Consider the following 16,229-nt stretch of genomic DNA (forward strand, 5'->3'; position numbering starts at 1 on the left):
GCAATCGTCACCGTGCGGTGGACACTTGCAGGTAGCTCGCACGGGGGACAGGACCCTCGCCCGGAGTCGGGACGGGTCACGCCGGCCCGGCAAATCCGTTGACGGCGAGGAGAGCAGGCCCGATCGTTCGGTGATGATGATTCGACGCGAAGGCTCCGACGATGTCGACGCGATCCACGCGGTCACGGCGGCCGCGTTCCGTGGCGTCGCGCACAGCGCACCGCCGGTGGAGCCGGGGGGTGATCCCGGCGAGGCGACGCTCGTCTCCTGGCTGCGCGACGATGCCGGGTGGATTCCGGAATTTTCGCTGGTCGCGATCGAGGATGATCAGGTCGTCGGCCACGTTCTCGCGACGCGGGCTCATGTGGCGGCCCGGCCGGTCCTGGGTCTGGGGCCGCTGAGTGTTCTCCCGCGCCGCCAGGGATCCGGGGTGGGTACCGCCCTGATGCACGCTGTCCTCGGCGCGGCCGACGCGCTCGGAGAGCCCCTGGTCGGACTGCTCGGTGACCCCTCCTACTACCGCCGGTTCGGCTTCGTTCCCGCGCAGCCGGCCGGGATAACCGCGCCGGACCCCGCCTGGGGTGACAACTTCCAGGTCCGAACCCTCAGCCGGTACGACGGCCTGACCGGCCGTTTTCAGTACGCCGCACCGTTCGACCGGCTCTGAACCGACGACCTCACGGCCAAGTGCGGTGAGGGCGGCGCTAGTCCAGGAGGTGGGGGAAGGTCCCGAAGGGGCCGACCGGCCCGCTGGTCATCGTCAGGTGGACGACTCCGGTGGGGACCTTCGTCAGCGGCGGCCGCGAGGGTGGAGCGGCGGTCATGCCCAAGGTGATGTGGGGGCGGTAGTCCTCGCCCACCAATCCCAACGGCTGGTGTCCGAGGCTCAGGAACTGCTGATGGAGGGCGTCCAGCACGGGACTGCGGATCACCTCCAGGCCGAAGTAGTAGCCGCCCGTCGGGACGTAGTAGTCGCCGGGCGGGACGACCGAGTACAGCAGGCCGATGATCTTCGCGGGGAAGGTTCGTCCCCGGTGGGCTGCCGTCGCCGCGACGATGGCCGCCGCCTGGTCCTCGGAGCATTCGACGTGCAGGACGGACACATGCGGTGGCGCGTCCTCGCCGAGGAGCATGAGCGGATCGTGGCCGTCGCCGACGGCATGGGACAGCTCGACCAGCGACCGTGACGTCGCCGCGTCCGGTCGTAGCACCACGCCGTACGCCATGGATCGGGTCCTTTCCGGCGTCGGTGTCGAGGCGCCCATTGTGCCAGCGGCCCCGCGGGGATGATGCCGAGACGGCCGAACCTACCGGACAGGGGGCCGCGCCGGGCCCGGCGGATGCCGTGCCGTCGGTGCCGGTGCCCTGCCACGCCTATGCTGCGTCGCGTGACCGAGAGCGCGATGAGCGGTATGGATCTTGATGATGTGCTGCTCGCTGTCGAGAAGGCGGCGCCGGTCGACGCGGTCCGGGCGGTGACCCGCACCATCGGCGTGCACCTGGGCGCCCTCTGGGTGTCGTTTCTGGTGGCGGACATGAGCGGTCGCGCCCTGGTCCGGCTGGTCCACAACACGATCGGTGAGGTGCCCGCCGGCCGACGGCAGGATCAGGACGTCGCTCTGGTGATGCCGTTCGACGGCGGCCCGCAGGAGCAGGCGCTGCGCGCGCAGCGGGTGCTGGTCGAGCAGATCGGTGACCGGTTCGTGGTGCGGGCTCCGGTCACCCAGCGAGGGGAGGCCATCGGGCTGCTGGAGATGGCGCTGCCGGCCCTGCCGAACGACGCCGCCGTACAACGGGTGTCGCGGGCCGCACACACCCTGGCCTTCGTGGTGATCGCCAATCGCCGGCACACCGACCTGTTCGAATGGGGCCAGCGGACGACGCCGTTCAACCTCGCGGCGGAGATCCAGCGGCGGCTGTTGCCGAGTTCGTTCACCTGTGAGGCCGACTCGTTCACCCTGTCGGCATGGCTGGAGCCGGCGGCCAGCATCGGTGGCGACACGTTCGACTACAGCGTGGCCCGTGACCTGTTGCACCTGAGTATCACCGACGCGGTGGGCCACGGCGTCGACAGCGCGCTCACCGCGACTCTGTGCGTCAGCGGGCTGCGCAACGCCCGCCGTCGTGGTGCCGACCTGCTGGAGCAGGCGCTGGCCGCGAACCAGGCGATCCTGGACAACCCCCAGTCCGATTCGCTGTTCGCCACCGGACTGCTCGGCCGCCTCGACCTGACGACCGGAATCCTCGACATCCTGAACGCCGGGCACCCCGCCCCACTACTGGTGCGCGCCGGGGTCGTACAGCCCGTGGCATTGCCGGCCAACCGGCCCTTCGGGGTGCTGCCCCACAGGCCCTTCCGGCTGGCCCGGCTGGCGCTGGAGCCCGGCGACCGCCTGGTGCTGCTCACCGACGGCATGCTGGAACGGGGTGCCGCCGCCCTCGACCTGCCCGCGCGACTACCGGATCTGGTCCGGCTGCATCCGCGCGAGGTCGTCCGGGTGCTCGGGGACCTCGTCCTGGACGTCGCCGGTCCCACCCTGCCCGATGACGCCTGTCTGCTGGTCCTCGACTGGCACGGCGGCCACGGCGACACCCGTTCCACCACCGCGGGCGCCGACCCCCACCGGGCCACCGCGACCTGAGTACGTCGGTGCCGTGGTCAGCGGCCCTTCGGCAGGACGACGTCGGTGAGTTCGCGTCCGCCGATGTCGCGGGCGACGACTCGTGGAGGCTTGCGCGAGCCCCACACGACGACGAGATGACCATGTTCGGGCACGGTCAGTTCGCGACGACCGTCGACCACGATCGTGGCCACCTCAGGGCCGGCCAGTAGGCTCGCGGAGCTGACCCAGCGGGCGCCCCAGGGCAGCAGCCGGTCGCTGTCGCGCGTGGTCGCGCCGTGGCCCGGCGCCGTGACACATCCGGCCGGCAGCCGGTATCTGGCCTGTTCGAATTCGTCTGTCGACCACGGTCCGCCGGTACTGCCGCTGCCGCCACCCAGGAGCTTCCAGCCGTCACCGTCACGAGCCAGATGGTGGGTGTCGTCCCAGAAACAGCCGACCCCCCGGCGGACGAACCGGGTGCACGCGACGTCCTCGCTGACATCGACCGCCACCGCGGCGAAGCGCCGGCGCCGGCTCAGCCGCACCGGACCGTCCGGAGGCCCGTCGAGGATCAACCGCAGACTCTCGCCCAGAATGTCGTACGCCACCCGAGGACCATACGGTGGCCACGCCCGGGAACGGCCCGGACCGTGAGGACTGGCCACACGCCCTCGGTCATCGCATGGACCGGCATCTGTGTAGGTTGCGATGACTTCGCCGGCGCGGCGCGGGCCCGCCGGCGGCTGTTTCCGTCCACCTTTGTCTACGGGGGAGCATTGTGGGCTTTCGCCATCTCAGCTCGATCTTCGCGGTGACCGTCGCGGTCGCCGGCCCTACTCTGGTCGCGCCGCGCCCGGCGGCCGCCGCCGTCTCCGTGCCGTTCCAGGATCCGGCCGGCAGCATGCCGCTGGGTTCGGGCGGCCTGGTCACCAGAATCGGGGCGGTGCAGACGCCTGTTCCCGGAGTGACCTACCGCAAGTACACCCAGGGGAACGCCTCGTCGCGGTGGAGCGTCGCCCTCAACCTGCCGCAGAACCTCGGAATGCTGACCCGCAATTCCCAGGTGGCGTCGAACCACCAGGCGGCGCTGCGATCGCTCGGCATCGAGACCACCGTGGCCACCTATGACCCGCCCCTGCCGGCGGACCTCGGCTACCGGGCGCCGGCCGACGTCACCACCTTCCACGGTCTGCATCTCGCGGAGACGTTCCCCGACCGGGCGTCGGCGGAGGCCGAACTGGCGGCGCTCACCCGGATCGCGGTGAACGGCGAGTTCATCAGCGGCGCCGTCCAGCACCAGGCGTTCCGGCAGGAGGAGAGCACCGGACCGTGGGAGGTACGCGTCATCGTCGTGGAGCCGGATGCGGCGGTGACCGTCGGCGGCGCGCACGGACCCGACCTGAGCAACGCGGACACGGTACGGGCCATCGCCCGCCACGCCGGTGCCTTCGCCGCGATTAACGGCAGCGAATTCGACATCAAGAGTGTGCACAACAAGGATTTCAACGGCTTCGACGGGGACCCGCTCGGCGTCTATGTGCAGAACAACAACCTGCTCAGTGAGGCGGTGAACGGGCGCACCGCCCTGTTGCTCGACGGGGCGGCCGGCGCACCGCGGATCACCGAGCTGACCACGACCACCACGGTCACGGCCGCCGACGGCGCGCAGTGGCAGATCGACGGCATCCACCGTAAGCCGGGGAAGATCCTCAACTGCGGCGGGGTCGGCGGGGACCTACGGCCGGACGGCACGCCCGGCGACGGGGCATGGCGGTTCGAGGCGTGCACCGACCCGGACGAGGTCGTGGTGTTCCGTCCCGAATGGGGGTCGACGACGCCCGCCGGCCCGGCCGGCAGCGTCGACGTGGTCGTCGACGGCAACTGGGTGGCCAGGCAGCTGCGCAGCCCGGCCGGCGGTCCCATCCCGGCCGGCACGCGGGTGCTGCAGGGCATCGGCGCCGGCGCGGACTGGCTGCGGGCCCACACCGTCATCGGCGGGCGGTTCCAGCCCGGCACCCAGATTCTCGACCCGCAGGGGCAGCGGGTCAGCGGCCCGAACTTCACCGCGATCACCGGCGGGCCGGCACTGGTCCGCAACGGCGAGGTGTGGATCAACGGGGGCGCGAACGGCTGGCGGACCAGCGAGGGTTACCAGAGCCCGGTCTACTTCACCGACCGGCACCCGCGAACGCTGGTCGGGCTCACGGCCGCCGGCCAGATCCTGCTGGTGGTGGTCGACGGGCGACGGCCGGGAGTGAGCATCGGTGCGACCATTCCCGAGTCCGCCGCGGTGATGCGGTGGCTGGGCGCGGTCGACGCGATGATGCTGGGCGTCGGCGGGGACAGCACGCTGACCATCAACGACACCCTCTACAACCGGCCCACCGACGACTGGGGTGACGAGGCGGCCATCGAACGCCGGGTCGGCAACGCGATCGTGCTGACCCGGAAGTGACGCGACCGGCGAGGTGAAGAGGGCCCGGCGCGCTCAGGCGGCCGGGCCCTTCTCCGGAATGCCGGCCGAACCAGGCCGGTGGCGGGAACGACCTGGAGCGCCGGTCGAACCGGGCCGACGGCGGGAACGACCTGGAGCGCCGGTCGAGCCGGGCCGCCGGCGGGAACGACCGTGGAATGCCGCCGCGCTCAGGACTTGCCGCCGCGGGGCGTCTCCTCGTGCTGCCGCTCCTGCTTGGTGTGGTGTTCGCGCTGCTTGGAGGCGCCCTGGCTGACGCCCGCCTCGCTGGCGCTCATGCCGTGGCGCTTCGCCTCCCGGATCGCCGCCTGCTGCTGTTCCTGATCGACACTCTTGGACATGGTTCCTCCGATTCGCTGCGGATGACGTTCGTCGTTGCGGCCGGTACCGGCCGGGTGGTGCCGCTGTGCCCTAGTCCGGCGTCTCGTCCGGCCTGAGGTCCACCGAACTACGGATCTCCGAGATGTTCCGGTAGGTCGCCAGCGGCATGCCGCGCAGAGCCCGGACCGCTGGCGAATCCGCCGGGGCACCCCGGCCGGTGGCATGCCGCACGATGTCGTCCTTGTCCGCCGGGAAGTCGAGATCCTCCAGCAGTTCCTGCACTTCGGCGAAGGTGTCTGTTCTCATGCCGGCCGCATACCCCTGGACCGGGGAACCATTCCGGCCTCGGCGGCTGTGGTCGCGTACCGCTCCCCGGTCCGGCGCGGGGTGGTGATCAGGCGGTCGAGCAGGGCATCCCGTTGAGGGTGACGGACGTGGGCCGGGCGGTGTCGCCGGTATGGGCGGCCTGGAAGCCGATGCCGACCGCGGCGCCGGCGGCGATGGTGGCGTTGTGGGCGACGTTCCTCGCCGTCACCCGTCCGGAGGTGGGGGAGTAGGTGGCGTTCCATCCGGAGGTGATGGCCTGCCCGCCGGGCAGGGTGAAGGCCAGGGTCCAGCCGTTGAGGGTGGTGGTGCCGGTGTTGGTGATGGTGACGCTCGTGGTGAGGCCGGTGTTCCAGGCGCTGACGGTGCTGGTGACCCGGCAGGTAGCGGCGGACGAAGGGCTGGTGCTCGGGCCGCCGGTGGTCAGGCCGAAGAAGGCGACGGCGTACGCGGCCATGCCGCTGGACGGCAGGCTGTGCCCGGCGCCCTGGACGCTGTACGCCTCGACCTGGACGGTGCCGGAGGTGTCGGCGTAGCGGCGGCGGTTCCAGCCCGGCTGTGGGGTGTCGGTGCTCGTCGGGGTCTGGCCGAGCCCGAAGACGTCGGTCCACTGCTCGATGGATTCCTGCAGCAACGAGTACGGCACGAGGGTGTCGTTCGTGCCGTGCCACAGTTGGACGCGCGGGCGGGGGCCGGTGTGTCCGGGGTACGCCCGGCGGACGGCGTCGCCCCACTGCTGCGGTGTCCGGTTCATGGTGCCGCCGGTGCACCGGCTGCTGCCGGGCGGATAGTCGGCGGCGTTGGCGAAGCAGTCGAAGGGCACTCCCATGAAGGAGGCGCCCGCCTTGAAGACGTCGGGGTAGACGGCGAGCATGTGCTGGGTCATCATGCCGCCGGAGGAGCTGCCGGTGGCGTAGACCCGGTTCGGGTCGCCGCCGTACTGCCGCTGGGCGTAGGTCACCATCGAGACGATGGAGACGGGGTCGCTGCCGCCGCCGTGCCGCTTGGCGGCGTCCGACCAGGTGTCGAAGCACTTACCGAACCCGGCGTCCTGCTGTGCGCTCGGGTAGATCACGAGGAACCCGTACTGATCGGCGAGGCGGGCGAACTCGCTCTGCTGGTAGAAGCCCGGCCCGGAGCCGCCGCAGCCGTGCATGGCCACGACGACGGCCGGGGCGGCCGGGCGGTTGTCCGGGACGTAGACGTGCATGCGCATACCGCCGGGGTTGGCGCCGAAACCGGTGACCTCGACGAGGGTGGCGGCATATGCGGGCCGCAACGACGGGACGACAAGACCGGCCGTGGCCAACGAGGCGGCCGCCGCGAGCAGTAACAGACGTCGGAATCTCATCTGTCGAACTCCCTTGGGTGCTGGGCGACAGCCGATTCGCGCCGATGTCCTCGTGCGAACGTGCCGCGCCCTGGGGACTGGGGGATGTCGGCCCGGGGGGTCGGTCGTGCGAGAACGGGACCGGCGAGACCCTCGCATGCCACGTAGTTTCCCGCTGGGGCAGGTAAGTGTCAATCGACAGACCTGGATGCCACCAGGCGGGTTCGCCGGTGGCTGCGGTGCTGTTTCGGACAAGACGCGCAACGTGGCGAGGACGTGTGGATGCCGGCCCCGGGAGCGGTCTGTCAGGATCGTGCGGCCGTGTCGGAGCAGGCACTCAGCTCCGTGACGGTGTGGGCCCGGATCCCCGGCGGTGAGTCACCGGCACACCGGGCGACGACCGCCCGGACGTGTTCCTGAGCCGGCTCGGCCAACCCGTCGTACACGGCGACGAACACCTCGCGGCCGCGTTCCCGCGGCCATCCCGGAGGTAACAGCCGGATGGGCAGCAGCGGATCGAGCACGGGGAAGCGCCGGTAGGTGTCCATCACCTCGGTACGGGCCCGGACCGCCTCGGCACCGGTCACCTTCCCGGACCGGATCCGGGGCAGCAACGGCTCCCAGTTGCGCACGAAGGCCCCGTACTGCCGGGCGACGGCGGCGACGTCCCAGGCGGCGATGGGATCGCGGCCGGCAGCCGCCCGCACGTCGACATGGTGTGCCCGGAACACGGTCATCGCGCCGAGGCTGACGGCTGCCAGCTCGGCTTCCACCCTCGGTCCCGGCGCGTGCGGGGACACCCACAGCCCGTCGTACAACGGCGCATATCCCAGCCAGCGCAGCTGCCCCCGCAACGCCCGCCGGCGTGTGCCCTGATCCTTGGGCAGTGAGAAGGCCACCAGCGTCCAGGCGCCGTCCCACGAGTCGGCCGGCGCCGCGAACGCCGCGATGCGGGCCCCGCCGACCGACAGCGTGGTCGCGGCGGCCGGGGTCAGCCGGTAGGAGCTGTGCCGCCCGTGCCGACAGCCTTCCAGGACCCCGCGCCGGGCCAGCCGGCTCACCGCCGTGCGGGCGCCGGCGCTGCTCACACCGGACTCCCCGAGCAACGCCACGATCGCCGCCGACGGCAACCAGGCCCGGGTGCTCAGCGTGTAGTCGGCCACCAGGGTGACCGCCAGGCCCTGCGGAGAACTGCCGGACTGCCTGCGGGGCAGCACCGATCCGGTCTCGACGTCGGGGAAGATCTCCTCGATGTCGAAGGGATCGACAGCCGGAACGCTCCCGGCGGGCAGGGGCACGGCCACGGATACGCACTGTAGTCGATGGGTGGGCGCCGTCGGGGGAGGCGCCGAGGTCATCCCGCCGCGAGTGCGAAGCGCAGTCTGACGACGGTGCCCTCAGCGCCCGCGACGGTGCTGACCTGGTCACAAAGGCGCTCGACGATCGCCAGGCCACGGCCGCGGTCGGCGTCGGCGGCGGGCATCGGGCCGCCGAAGGACCGCAGGGGCCCGCCGTCGACGACATCGCAGGCGAACTGATCGTTCTCGGCCCAGATCCGGACCAGGCCGCCGCCGCTGGTGTGCTGCAAGGTATTGGTCACCAGCTCACTGACGGCGATGACCAGCGACATGGTGCGTTCCGGGGTCAGTCCGAGCTGTTCGGCCTGCCGTTGCGCGAAGGCACGGACGGCCGGTAGGTGATCGGCTGTGCTGTAGGCCATCACCGCCGCCACGGGGGCATCCGTATCGGGCTCGGTCATGCCGGCTGGTCCGGCCCAGCCGCTGCGCCGTCCACCGCTTGCGTGGGGTCCCGCAGCAGCTCCAGCACGCCGGTGATCTCCAGGACGGTCGCCACGGTTCCGGTGGTGTTGACGACGTAGAGGCTGCCTGCCCGCTCCAGGGCGGCGTGGTGCGCGGTGACGAGCGCATGCAGGCCGCTGGAGTCGAGGAACCGGACCCCCGCCAGATCGACGATGACCATCTCGCTGGCCCGGACCGCCTCCAGCAGGGTCGCCGTCATCTCGTCGCGGCTGCGGAGGTCGCACTCGCCGGTCAGGGCCACGCGGACTCTGTCGGCGCCGTGGATCTTGCGCGCCTCGAAGTGGGACATGACCGTCTGCGGCGCCTTCTCGGAGTGGACAGCGGAAAAGCTCCACCAGCATGATCGTTGCCCGCTACAGGTGTCAACTTCCTCAGCGGGCCGCCGGCCTGTCGACCGCCGGGGCATCTCCACGCCAGGAGTACGGCTGTGCGTCGGCCGGGCCGGCGAACTGGATGCACAGGATGGCGGTGTCGTCGGCGCGTGCTTCGGCGCCGGCCATCCGGTCGAGGAGATGACGGCACAGCGTCGCCGCGTCCGGCGCGGTGAGGTGGCCGGCGGCATCGGCGAGCCGCTGCATGTTCTCCGCGATGTGCTCGTCAGCCCGTTCGACGAGACCGTCGGTGTACCAGACCAGGATGGCGTCGTGCGGCATGACCAGCTCGCCCTGACCGCGCGCCGCCCTGCCGACTCCGAGCGGCAGCGATCGGCCGCCCCACAGGTACTCGGCGCCGGTTCCGGTGACCAGCAGGGGCGGCAGGTGCCCGGCGCAGGCGTACCGCAGCAGCCGGGTGGCCGGATCGTAGTCGGCGTATCCGACGGTGGCCGTGCCCGCGTCGGGAATGAGGGTGCTCGCCCGGTCGAGAGCATCAAGGGCTCCGGCCGGCCCGGGCGCCGTCTGGGCCAGGATCCGCAACGCCGACTGCAGGCGCGCCATCGCCGCCGCCGCCGCGAGTTGATGCCCGACGACGTCACCGACGGCGAAACCGACCCGCCCGGCCGGGACGGCGAACACGTCGTACCAGTCACCACCCACCTGATGCGCCACGTCGGCCGGCCGATAGTCGGCACAGACCTGGATGCCGGGCAGGCCGCTGGCGAGTGTCGGCAACAACGCCTGCTGCAGTTCCCGCGTGGCGTCCCGCTCCCGCTCGTACATCTGCGCGCGGCGCAGCGCCTGCCCGCTGAGAGTCGCCAGAGCCACGGCGAAGGCGATGACGCCGGCATCGGCGCCGTGCTCACGGTGGAAGCTGAAAGCCAGCGAACCCAGAGCACCGGCATCACCGTCGATCGGTACGCACATGCCGCTGTTGACGCCGAGCGTGCGATAGACGTCCTCCAGATGCGGATAGGCGGCCACCGCCTCGGTACGCGTCTGATGGATCACCGGTCGTCCGGTACGCATGACGTCGCTGTGCGGTGTCGCGGCACCGGCCGGAATCCCCCGATACCGGTCCGTCATGTCCGCGGGGCGGCCGTCGGTGGTCCACAGGACGAGCTCGGTGCTGCCGGCTGCGGCGAGCGCGACACTGCCGTGGTCGGCGATCAGCCCGATACCCTCGCGCACGATGGCCTGGGCGATCTCCTCCGAGGTCGCGGCCTTCGCCAGATCCGTGGTGAGGACCTGCAGGGCGTGCAGGCGCAACCGTGCGGCCCGTTCCACCGAGGTGTCCGAGCGGGCGCGATCACGTTCGGCCACCCCGACGGCGAGAGCCCAGGCGCCGAGGATGGTGGTGGCCAGAAACAGCTGGAGCGTCATGGTGATCAGCTGTTCCGAGGTGTCCAGAGCCGCCCACGGGCCGTGCCCGGTGCTGGTCATCAGGTTGGCCGTCACCGTGGTCGCCAGGCCGGCGGTGAGCGTCGCGACGAGAGGCCGGCTGAACGCCAGCGCGAACAGCACCGGGATGGGCAGATAGAACAGCGGCATGCCCTGCGGCCAGAAGCCGATCACCGTCGCCGCGACCGCCGACCCGACACTCAGGACCCACCCGAGCGGGCCTGACCGGCCGGGGCTGTACCGCCAGGCCAACACACAACCGGCGACGGTGAGTACGCCTGTCGCGTCGCCGGCCCAGAACGAGACGAACGCCTGCGGCCACGGCACGGGGACACTCGCGACGAGGGTCGTGGCACCGATGGCACCACCGACGATCGGCGCGGCGACGACACAACAGCCGAGGAACGCCAACAGGTCACGGCGGCGCCGCAGGTCCACCGGGCCGGGCACGTTCCTCCGCAGCAGCAGTGCTCCCACCAGCGGTTCTGCCGTGTTGGCGAGTGCGAAGCCCGACGCCGACCGGACGGACATGCCCTGTGACACGTCCACGACGATCTCGGTGACGGCTATCGCAGCCAGGATCCAGGGCCACCGCCGGCGCGGGTTCAGGACCAGGGCCGACAGGGTGACACCGGCCGGGAGGAACAGCACCACGATCGCCGGTGCTCCGAATCCCACGAACGCGAGGGAGGCGCCGGCGCTGTAGGCGACCACCACCACGGTCAGCACGTGCCACAACGAGGCACGGCCCGCCACCGCCGGGGGCGGGGCGGGCTCGGACGTGCCTGTCGTATCGGCTGACCGGGTCACCAGGCGGACGCTACCAACGCGTCGTCATCGGGCGTTACCGCCTGTCGTCAACCAGCGCTCGATGCAGGTGAGCAGATCCTCGGCGTCGACGGGCTTGGTGACGTAGTCACTGGCACCCGACGAGATGCTCTTCTCCCGGTCGCCGTGCATGGCTTTGGCGGTGACGGCGATGATCGGCAGGTCGGCGTACTTGGGCATCGCGCGGATGGCGGCGGTGGCGGCGTAGCCGTCCATCTCCGGCATCATGACGTCCATCAGGATCAGGTCGATGTCGTCATGCCGGGCGAGGACGTCGATGCCCTTGCGGCCGTTCTCGGCGTAGACGACCTCCATGCCGTGCAGTTCGAGGATGTTGGTCAGGGCGAAGACGTTACGGGCGTCGTCGTCGACCACCAGAACCTTGCGCCCGGCCAGGTTCTGCGCGATGCCGGAGACGCCGGCGATCGTGTCGACGTGCATCGGCGGCGGCAGGACCGGGCGGCCGGCATCGGTCGACAGGTGCAGGGTGATGCGCTCGCGCAGCTCGTCCAGGCTCGCCAGCGACTCCAGCGGCCGGGTCTGGGCCAGCACCTGCAACAGGGTGTCGTTGACCAGCGGCGCGTTCTGGCCGCGGAACACCAGCACCGGCAGTTCCCGCAGGTCGGCCTCGTCGTGCAGCGCCTTGAGGAAGGCCGAGCCGTTGTCGGCGGGCATGGCCAGGTCCAGCACCACGGCGTGGAACGGCTGGGTGCGCAGCTCGTCGATGGCCACGTCCGGGTCGACAGCGGTCACCACGTCGATCAGTCCGTGCGTTTCGGACACCGCCGCTGCGGCGCCCCGCGAGATCAACGTCAGCAGGCCCTCGGCCTGGTTCTCCACGACCAGCAGGCGGCGCGGCGCGGCCGGCCCGTCCGAGGGCGACGGCATCGGCGGTGGCGACACGAGCGCCGTCGGTACCTCTACGCCGACCGGCACGGTGGCTCGTTGCACCGGCATGAACAGGGTGAAGGTGCTGCCCTGTCCGAGCGTGCTGCGGGCGCTGATCTCGCCGCCGAGCAGCCAGGCGATCTCGCGGCTGATGGACAGCCCGAGACCGGTACCGCCGTAGCGGCGGCTGGTGGTGCCGTCGGCCTGCTGGAAGGCGTCGAAGATCGCGGTGAGCTGCTGCTCGGCGATGCCAATGCCGGTGTCGGTCACCCGGAACGCGATGACCGTGTCGTACTCGGCCAGCACCGGGGACAGCTCCTCGGGACGGGCGCGATCGATACGCAGCCGGACCCCGCCGTGTTCGGTGAACTTGACCGCGTTGGAGAGCAGGTTGCGCAGAACCTGCCGCAGTCGCTGCTCGTCGGTGAACAACCCGGCCGGCACGTCGGCGGCAGTGGTCACCTGGAAGTCCAGGCCACGGGAGGTCGTCAGCGGCCGGAACGTCGCCTCGACGTAGTCGAGCAGGTTACGCAGCTCGAACGCCTCCGGGGCGATGTCCATCTTGCCGGCCTCGACCTTCGACAGGTCCAGGATGTCGTTGATCAGCTGGAGCAGGTCGGTGCCCGCCGAGTGGATGACCGTGGCGTACTCGACCTGCTTGGCGGTCAGGTTCCGGTTCGGGTTCTGCGCGAGCAGCTGCGCCAGGATGAGCAGGGAGTTCAGCGGCGTACGCAGCTCGTGGCTCATGTTGGCGAGGAACTCGGACTTGTACTTCGACGCCAGTGCCAACTGCTGGGCGCGTGCCTCCAGCTCCTGACGGGCCTGCTCGATCTCGGAGTTCTTCGTCTCGATGTCACGGTTCTGCCGGGCCAGCAGGGACGCCTTGTCCTCCAGTTCGGCGTTCGAGCGCTGCAGCTCCTCCGAACGGGCCTGCAACTCCTCGGACCGCGCCTGCAGTTCGGCGGCGAGCCGCTGCGACTCGGTGAGCAGCACATCGGTACGCGCGTTGGCGACCATCGTGTTCACGTTGACACCGATGGTCTCCATCAACTGGTCCAGGAAGTCGTGGTGCACCTGGGTGAACGGGGACATCCCGGCCAGTTCGATGACGCCGAGCGCCTGGTCCTCGACCAGGATGGGCAGCACCACGACCTGCATGGCACTGGCCGAGCCGAGGCTGGAGGAGACGGTGAAGAACTCCGCCGGCACCTCGTTGACGACGATGCGCCGCTTCGCCACCGCGGCCTGGCCGACGAGCGACTCACCGAGGGCGTAGCGCCGGCCGGCACCGGTGTGCCCGTAACTGCCGACGACCCGCAGGTCCGCGCCCGCACCGGTGTCGTCGACCAGCAGGAAGGTACCCAGCTGCGCATCGACTAGCGGAACCAGCTCGTTCATCACCAGGGAGGCGACCACCTCGAGGTCGCGGTGGCCCTGCATCAGGGAGGAGATCCGGGCCAGATTGGTCTTGAGCCAGTCCTGTTCCTGGTTGGCCCGGGTGGTCTCGCGCAGCGACTCCACCATGAAGTTGATGTTGTCCTTGAGCTCGGCGACCTCACCGGACGCGTCCACGGTGATCGACCGGGTCAGGTCACCGGTGGCGACCGCGCTGGTCACCTCGGCGATCGCCCGTACCTGCCGGGTGAGGTTGCCGGCGAGTTCGTTGACGTTCTCGGTGAGCCGCTTCCACGTACCGGAGACGCCCTCGACCTCGGCCTGGCCGCCCAGGCGGCCCTCGCTGCCGACCTCCCGGGCGACCCGGGTGACCTCGGCGGCGAAGCTGGAGAGCTGGTCGACCATGGTGTTGATGGTGGTCTTGAGTTCCAGGATCTCGCCGCGCGCGTCGACGTCGATCTTCTTGGTCAGGTCGCCCTGCGCCACCGCGGTGGTGACCTGGGCGATGTTGCGGACCTGACCGGTCAGGTTGTTCGCCATCGAGTTGACGTTGTCGGTGAGGTCCTTCCACGTTCCGGCGACGTTGGGCACCCGGGCCTGGCCGCCGAGCCGTCCCTCGGTGCCGACCTCGCGGGCCACCCGGGTGACCTCGTCGGCGAACGCGCTCAGCGTGTCCACCATGGTGTTGATGGTCTGGGCCAGGACGGCGACCTCGCCCTTGGTCTCGACGGTGATCTTCTTGCTCAGGTCACCCTGCGCCACGCCGGTGGCCACCGAGGCGATGGAACGCACCTGGTTGGTCAGGTTGGAGGCCATCACGTTGACGTTGTCGGTCAGGTCCTTCCAGGTGCCGCCCACGTTGAGCACCCGGGCCTGGCCGCCGAGCCGTCCCTCGGTGCCCACTTCGCGGGCCACCCGGGTCACCTCGTCGGCGAACGCGGACAGCTGGTCGACCATCGTGTTGATGGTCTCCTTCAGCTCGAGGATCTCGCCGCGGGCGTCGACCCGGATCTTCTGCGTCAGGTCGCCGCGGGCCACCGCGGTGGTCACCTCGGCGATGCTGCGCACCTGGGCGGTGAGGTTGTCGCCCATCACGTTCACCGACTCGGTGAGGTCCTTCCACGTACCCGAGACGCCCTTGACGTCCGCCTGGCCGCCGAGCCGTCCCTCGGTGCCGACCTCGCGGGCCACCCGGGTCACCTCGTCGGCGAAGCTGGACAGCTGGTCCACCATCGTGTTGATGGTGTTCTTGAGCTCCAGGATCTCCCCGCGCGCGGTGACGGTGATCTTCTGGGACAGGTCGCCGCGGGCCACCGCGGTGGCCACCTGCGCGATGCTGCGGACCTGGTCGGTCAGGTTGCCGGCCATCGAGTTCACCGAGTCGGTCAGGTCCCGCCAGGTGCCGGCGACCCCGCTGACCTGCGCCTGCCCGCCGAGGCGGCCGTCGGTGCCCACCTCGCGGGCCACCCGGGTCACCTCGTCGGCGAACGACGACAGCTGGTCCACCATCGTGTTGATCGTCGATTTCAGCTCGAGGATCTCGCCGCGGGCGTCGACGGTGATCTTCTGGGACAGGTCGCCGCGGGCCACCGCCGTGGTGACCTGGGCGATGTTGCGGACCTGGTTGGTCAGGTTGCCGGCCATGAAGTTCACCGAGTCGGTCAGGTCCCGCCAGGTGCCGGCGACACCGGGCACCTCGGCCTGCCCACCGAGGCGGCCTTCGCTGCCGACCTCGCGGGCCACCCGGGTCACCTCGTCGGCGAACGACGAGAGCTCGTCGACCATCGTGTTGATGGTGTTCTTGAGCTCCAGGATCTCCCCGCGTACGTCGACGGTGATCTTCTGGGACAGGTCGCCGCGGGCCACCGCCGTGGCCACCTGGGCGATGTCGCGGACCTGGTCGGTCAGGTTGCCGGCCATCGCGTTCACCGAATCGGTGAGGTCCTTCCACGTGCCGGAGACGCCGGGGACCTCCGCCTGACCGCCGAGCTGGCCCTCGGTGCCGACCTCGCGGGCCACTCGGGTCACCTCGGAGGTGAACAGCGACAACTGATCGACCATGCCGTTGAAGACGGTCGCGATCTCGCCCAGCAGGCCCTCGCCGTCGTCGGGAAGCCGGGTGCCGAAATCGCCGTCCCGTACGGCGGTCAACCCGGCCAGCAACTGCCGCAGGTCACGGTCGGCCACCGCGGGCCCGCCCGGGTGTGACTGCACCATCAGATCGTCGCCCACAGTCTCTCCACCAGTCGTCGCGCCTCCACCACGTCCGCCCCCAGCAGGGCGGCGGTGACCGGCGGTCATTATGCACGCACCGTTCCCGAATCGCACATACGTACGGCCACCTTCGCGTGTGGGTGACCGCGACGGCGCGGGCGGCCCTACCGGCGAGTGCCTTGTCGCTCTACCGGGTGGGGGAGGTGACGCGCAACCCTCCCGCACCTGATCAGCGCTCACCGATGGTGCGGCCGCTCG

At 70.6% G+C, this 16,229-nt stretch carries 13 protein-coding genes; 3 read left to right on the forward strand and 10 right to left on the reverse strand.

Annotated features, from left to right (window positions below; translation table 11 throughout):
• Nucleotides 1-133: 133 nt before the first annotated feature.
• Complete coding sequence (locus tag BC793_RS27355) at nt 134-667, forward strand: GNAT family N-acetyltransferase (RefSeq protein WP_109597192.1); 534 nt, start codon at nt 134-136, stop codon at nt 665-667.
• A 37-nt stretch (nt 668-704) separates the two neighbouring features.
• Here BC793_RS27355 and BC793_RS27360 read toward each other — a convergent pair whose 3' ends face one another.
• Nucleotides 705-1,226, reverse strand: coding sequence for a 2'-5' RNA ligase family protein (locus BC793_RS27360; protein WP_109597193.1), 522 nt, complete (start codon nt 1,224-1,226; stop codon nt 705-707).
• Between the two features lie 162 nt (nt 1,227-1,388).
• On the opposite strand from BC793_RS27360, the gene BC793_RS27365 reads away from it, so the two are divergent.
• Nucleotides 1,389-2,642 (forward strand): PP2C family protein-serine/threonine phosphatase, encoded by a 1,254-nt coding sequence (locus tag BC793_RS27365; RefSeq protein WP_239170358.1) that lies wholly within the window; start codon nt 1,389-1,391, stop codon nt 2,640-2,642.
• A 17-nt stretch (nt 2,643-2,659) separates the two neighbouring features.
• Here the strand turns inward: BC793_RS27365 and BC793_RS27370 are convergent, their stop codons facing one another.
• Nucleotides 2,660-3,211, reverse strand: a complete 552-nt coding sequence (locus tag BC793_RS27370) for a hypothetical protein (RefSeq protein ID WP_109597195.1) — start codon at nt 3,209-3,211, stop codon at nt 2,660-2,662.
• Nucleotides 3,212-3,381: 170 nt separating this feature from the next.
• Here BC793_RS27370 and BC793_RS27375 point away from each other — a divergent pair, with 170 nt between their 5' ends.
• A complete protein-coding gene (locus BC793_RS27375) occupies nt 3,382-5,058 on the forward strand; it encodes a phosphodiester glycosidase family protein (RefSeq protein ID WP_109597196.1) in 1,677 nt (558 codons plus the stop codon).
• A 188-nt stretch (nt 5,059-5,246) separates the two neighbouring features.
• On the opposite strand, the gene BC793_RS49770 is transcribed toward BC793_RS27375, so the two are convergent.
• The 8 genes from BC793_RS49770 to BC793_RS27410 form a co-directional block, all read right to left on the reverse strand.
• Nucleotides 5,247-5,417: a hypothetical protein gene (locus tag BC793_RS49770; RefSeq protein ID WP_158319386.1), complete on the reverse strand. Its 171-nt coding sequence runs from the start codon at nt 5,415-5,417 to the stop codon at nt 5,247-5,249.
• Nucleotides 5,418-5,487: 70 nt separating this feature from the next.
• Nucleotides 5,488-5,703 carry a DUF2795 domain-containing protein gene (locus BC793_RS27380; protein WP_109597197.1) on the reverse strand — a complete coding sequence of 72 codons (216 nt, stop codon included), beginning with the start codon at nt 5,701-5,703 and terminating at the stop codon, nt 5,488-5,490.
• An 88-nt stretch (nt 5,704-5,791) separates the two neighbouring features.
• Nucleotides 5,792-7,072 carry an extracellular catalytic domain type 1 short-chain-length polyhydroxyalkanoate depolymerase gene (locus BC793_RS27385; protein ID WP_109597198.1) on the reverse strand — a complete coding sequence of 427 codons (1,281 nt, stop codon included), beginning with the start codon at nt 7,070-7,072 and terminating at the stop codon, nt 5,792-5,794.
• A gap of 284 nt (nt 7,073-7,356) precedes the next feature.
• The gene (locus BC793_RS27390; RefSeq protein ID WP_239170359.1) at nt 7,357-8,355 is read right to left on the reverse strand and encodes a PaaX family transcriptional regulator; all 999 of its coding nucleotides are present in this window, start codon (nt 8,353-8,355) and stop codon (nt 7,357-7,359) included.
• 50 nt (nt 8,356-8,405) lie between these two features.
• Nucleotides 8,406-8,810, reverse strand: coding sequence for an ATP-binding protein (locus tag BC793_RS27395; protein WP_109597200.1), 405 nt, complete (start codon nt 8,808-8,810; stop codon nt 8,406-8,408).
• Nucleotides 8,807-9,160, reverse strand: coding sequence for an STAS domain-containing protein (locus tag BC793_RS27400; RefSeq protein ID WP_109597201.1), 354 nt, complete (start codon nt 9,158-9,160; stop codon nt 8,807-8,809). Before BC793_RS27400 ends, BC793_RS27395 begins: the two co-directional genes overlap by 4 nt.
• 82 nt (nt 9,161-9,242) lie before the next feature.
• Complete coding sequence (locus tag BC793_RS27405) at nt 9,243-11,456, reverse strand: SpoIIE family protein phosphatase (protein ID WP_109597202.1); 2,214 nt, start codon at nt 11,454-11,456, stop codon at nt 9,243-9,245.
• A 24-nt stretch (nt 11,457-11,480) separates the two neighbouring features.
• Nucleotides 11,481-15,974 (reverse strand): HAMP domain-containing protein, encoded by a 4,494-nt coding sequence (locus tag BC793_RS27410; RefSeq protein ID WP_109597648.1) that lies wholly within the window; start codon nt 15,972-15,974, stop codon nt 11,481-11,483.
• Between the last annotated feature and the right edge of the window lie 255 nt (nt 15,975-16,229).

Origin of the sequence: Actinoplanes xinjiangensis (assembly GCF_003148685.1) — a bacterium.
Lineage (GTDB): Bacteria > Actinomycetota > Actinomycetes > Mycobacteriales > Micromonosporaceae > Actinoplanes > Actinoplanes xinjiangensis.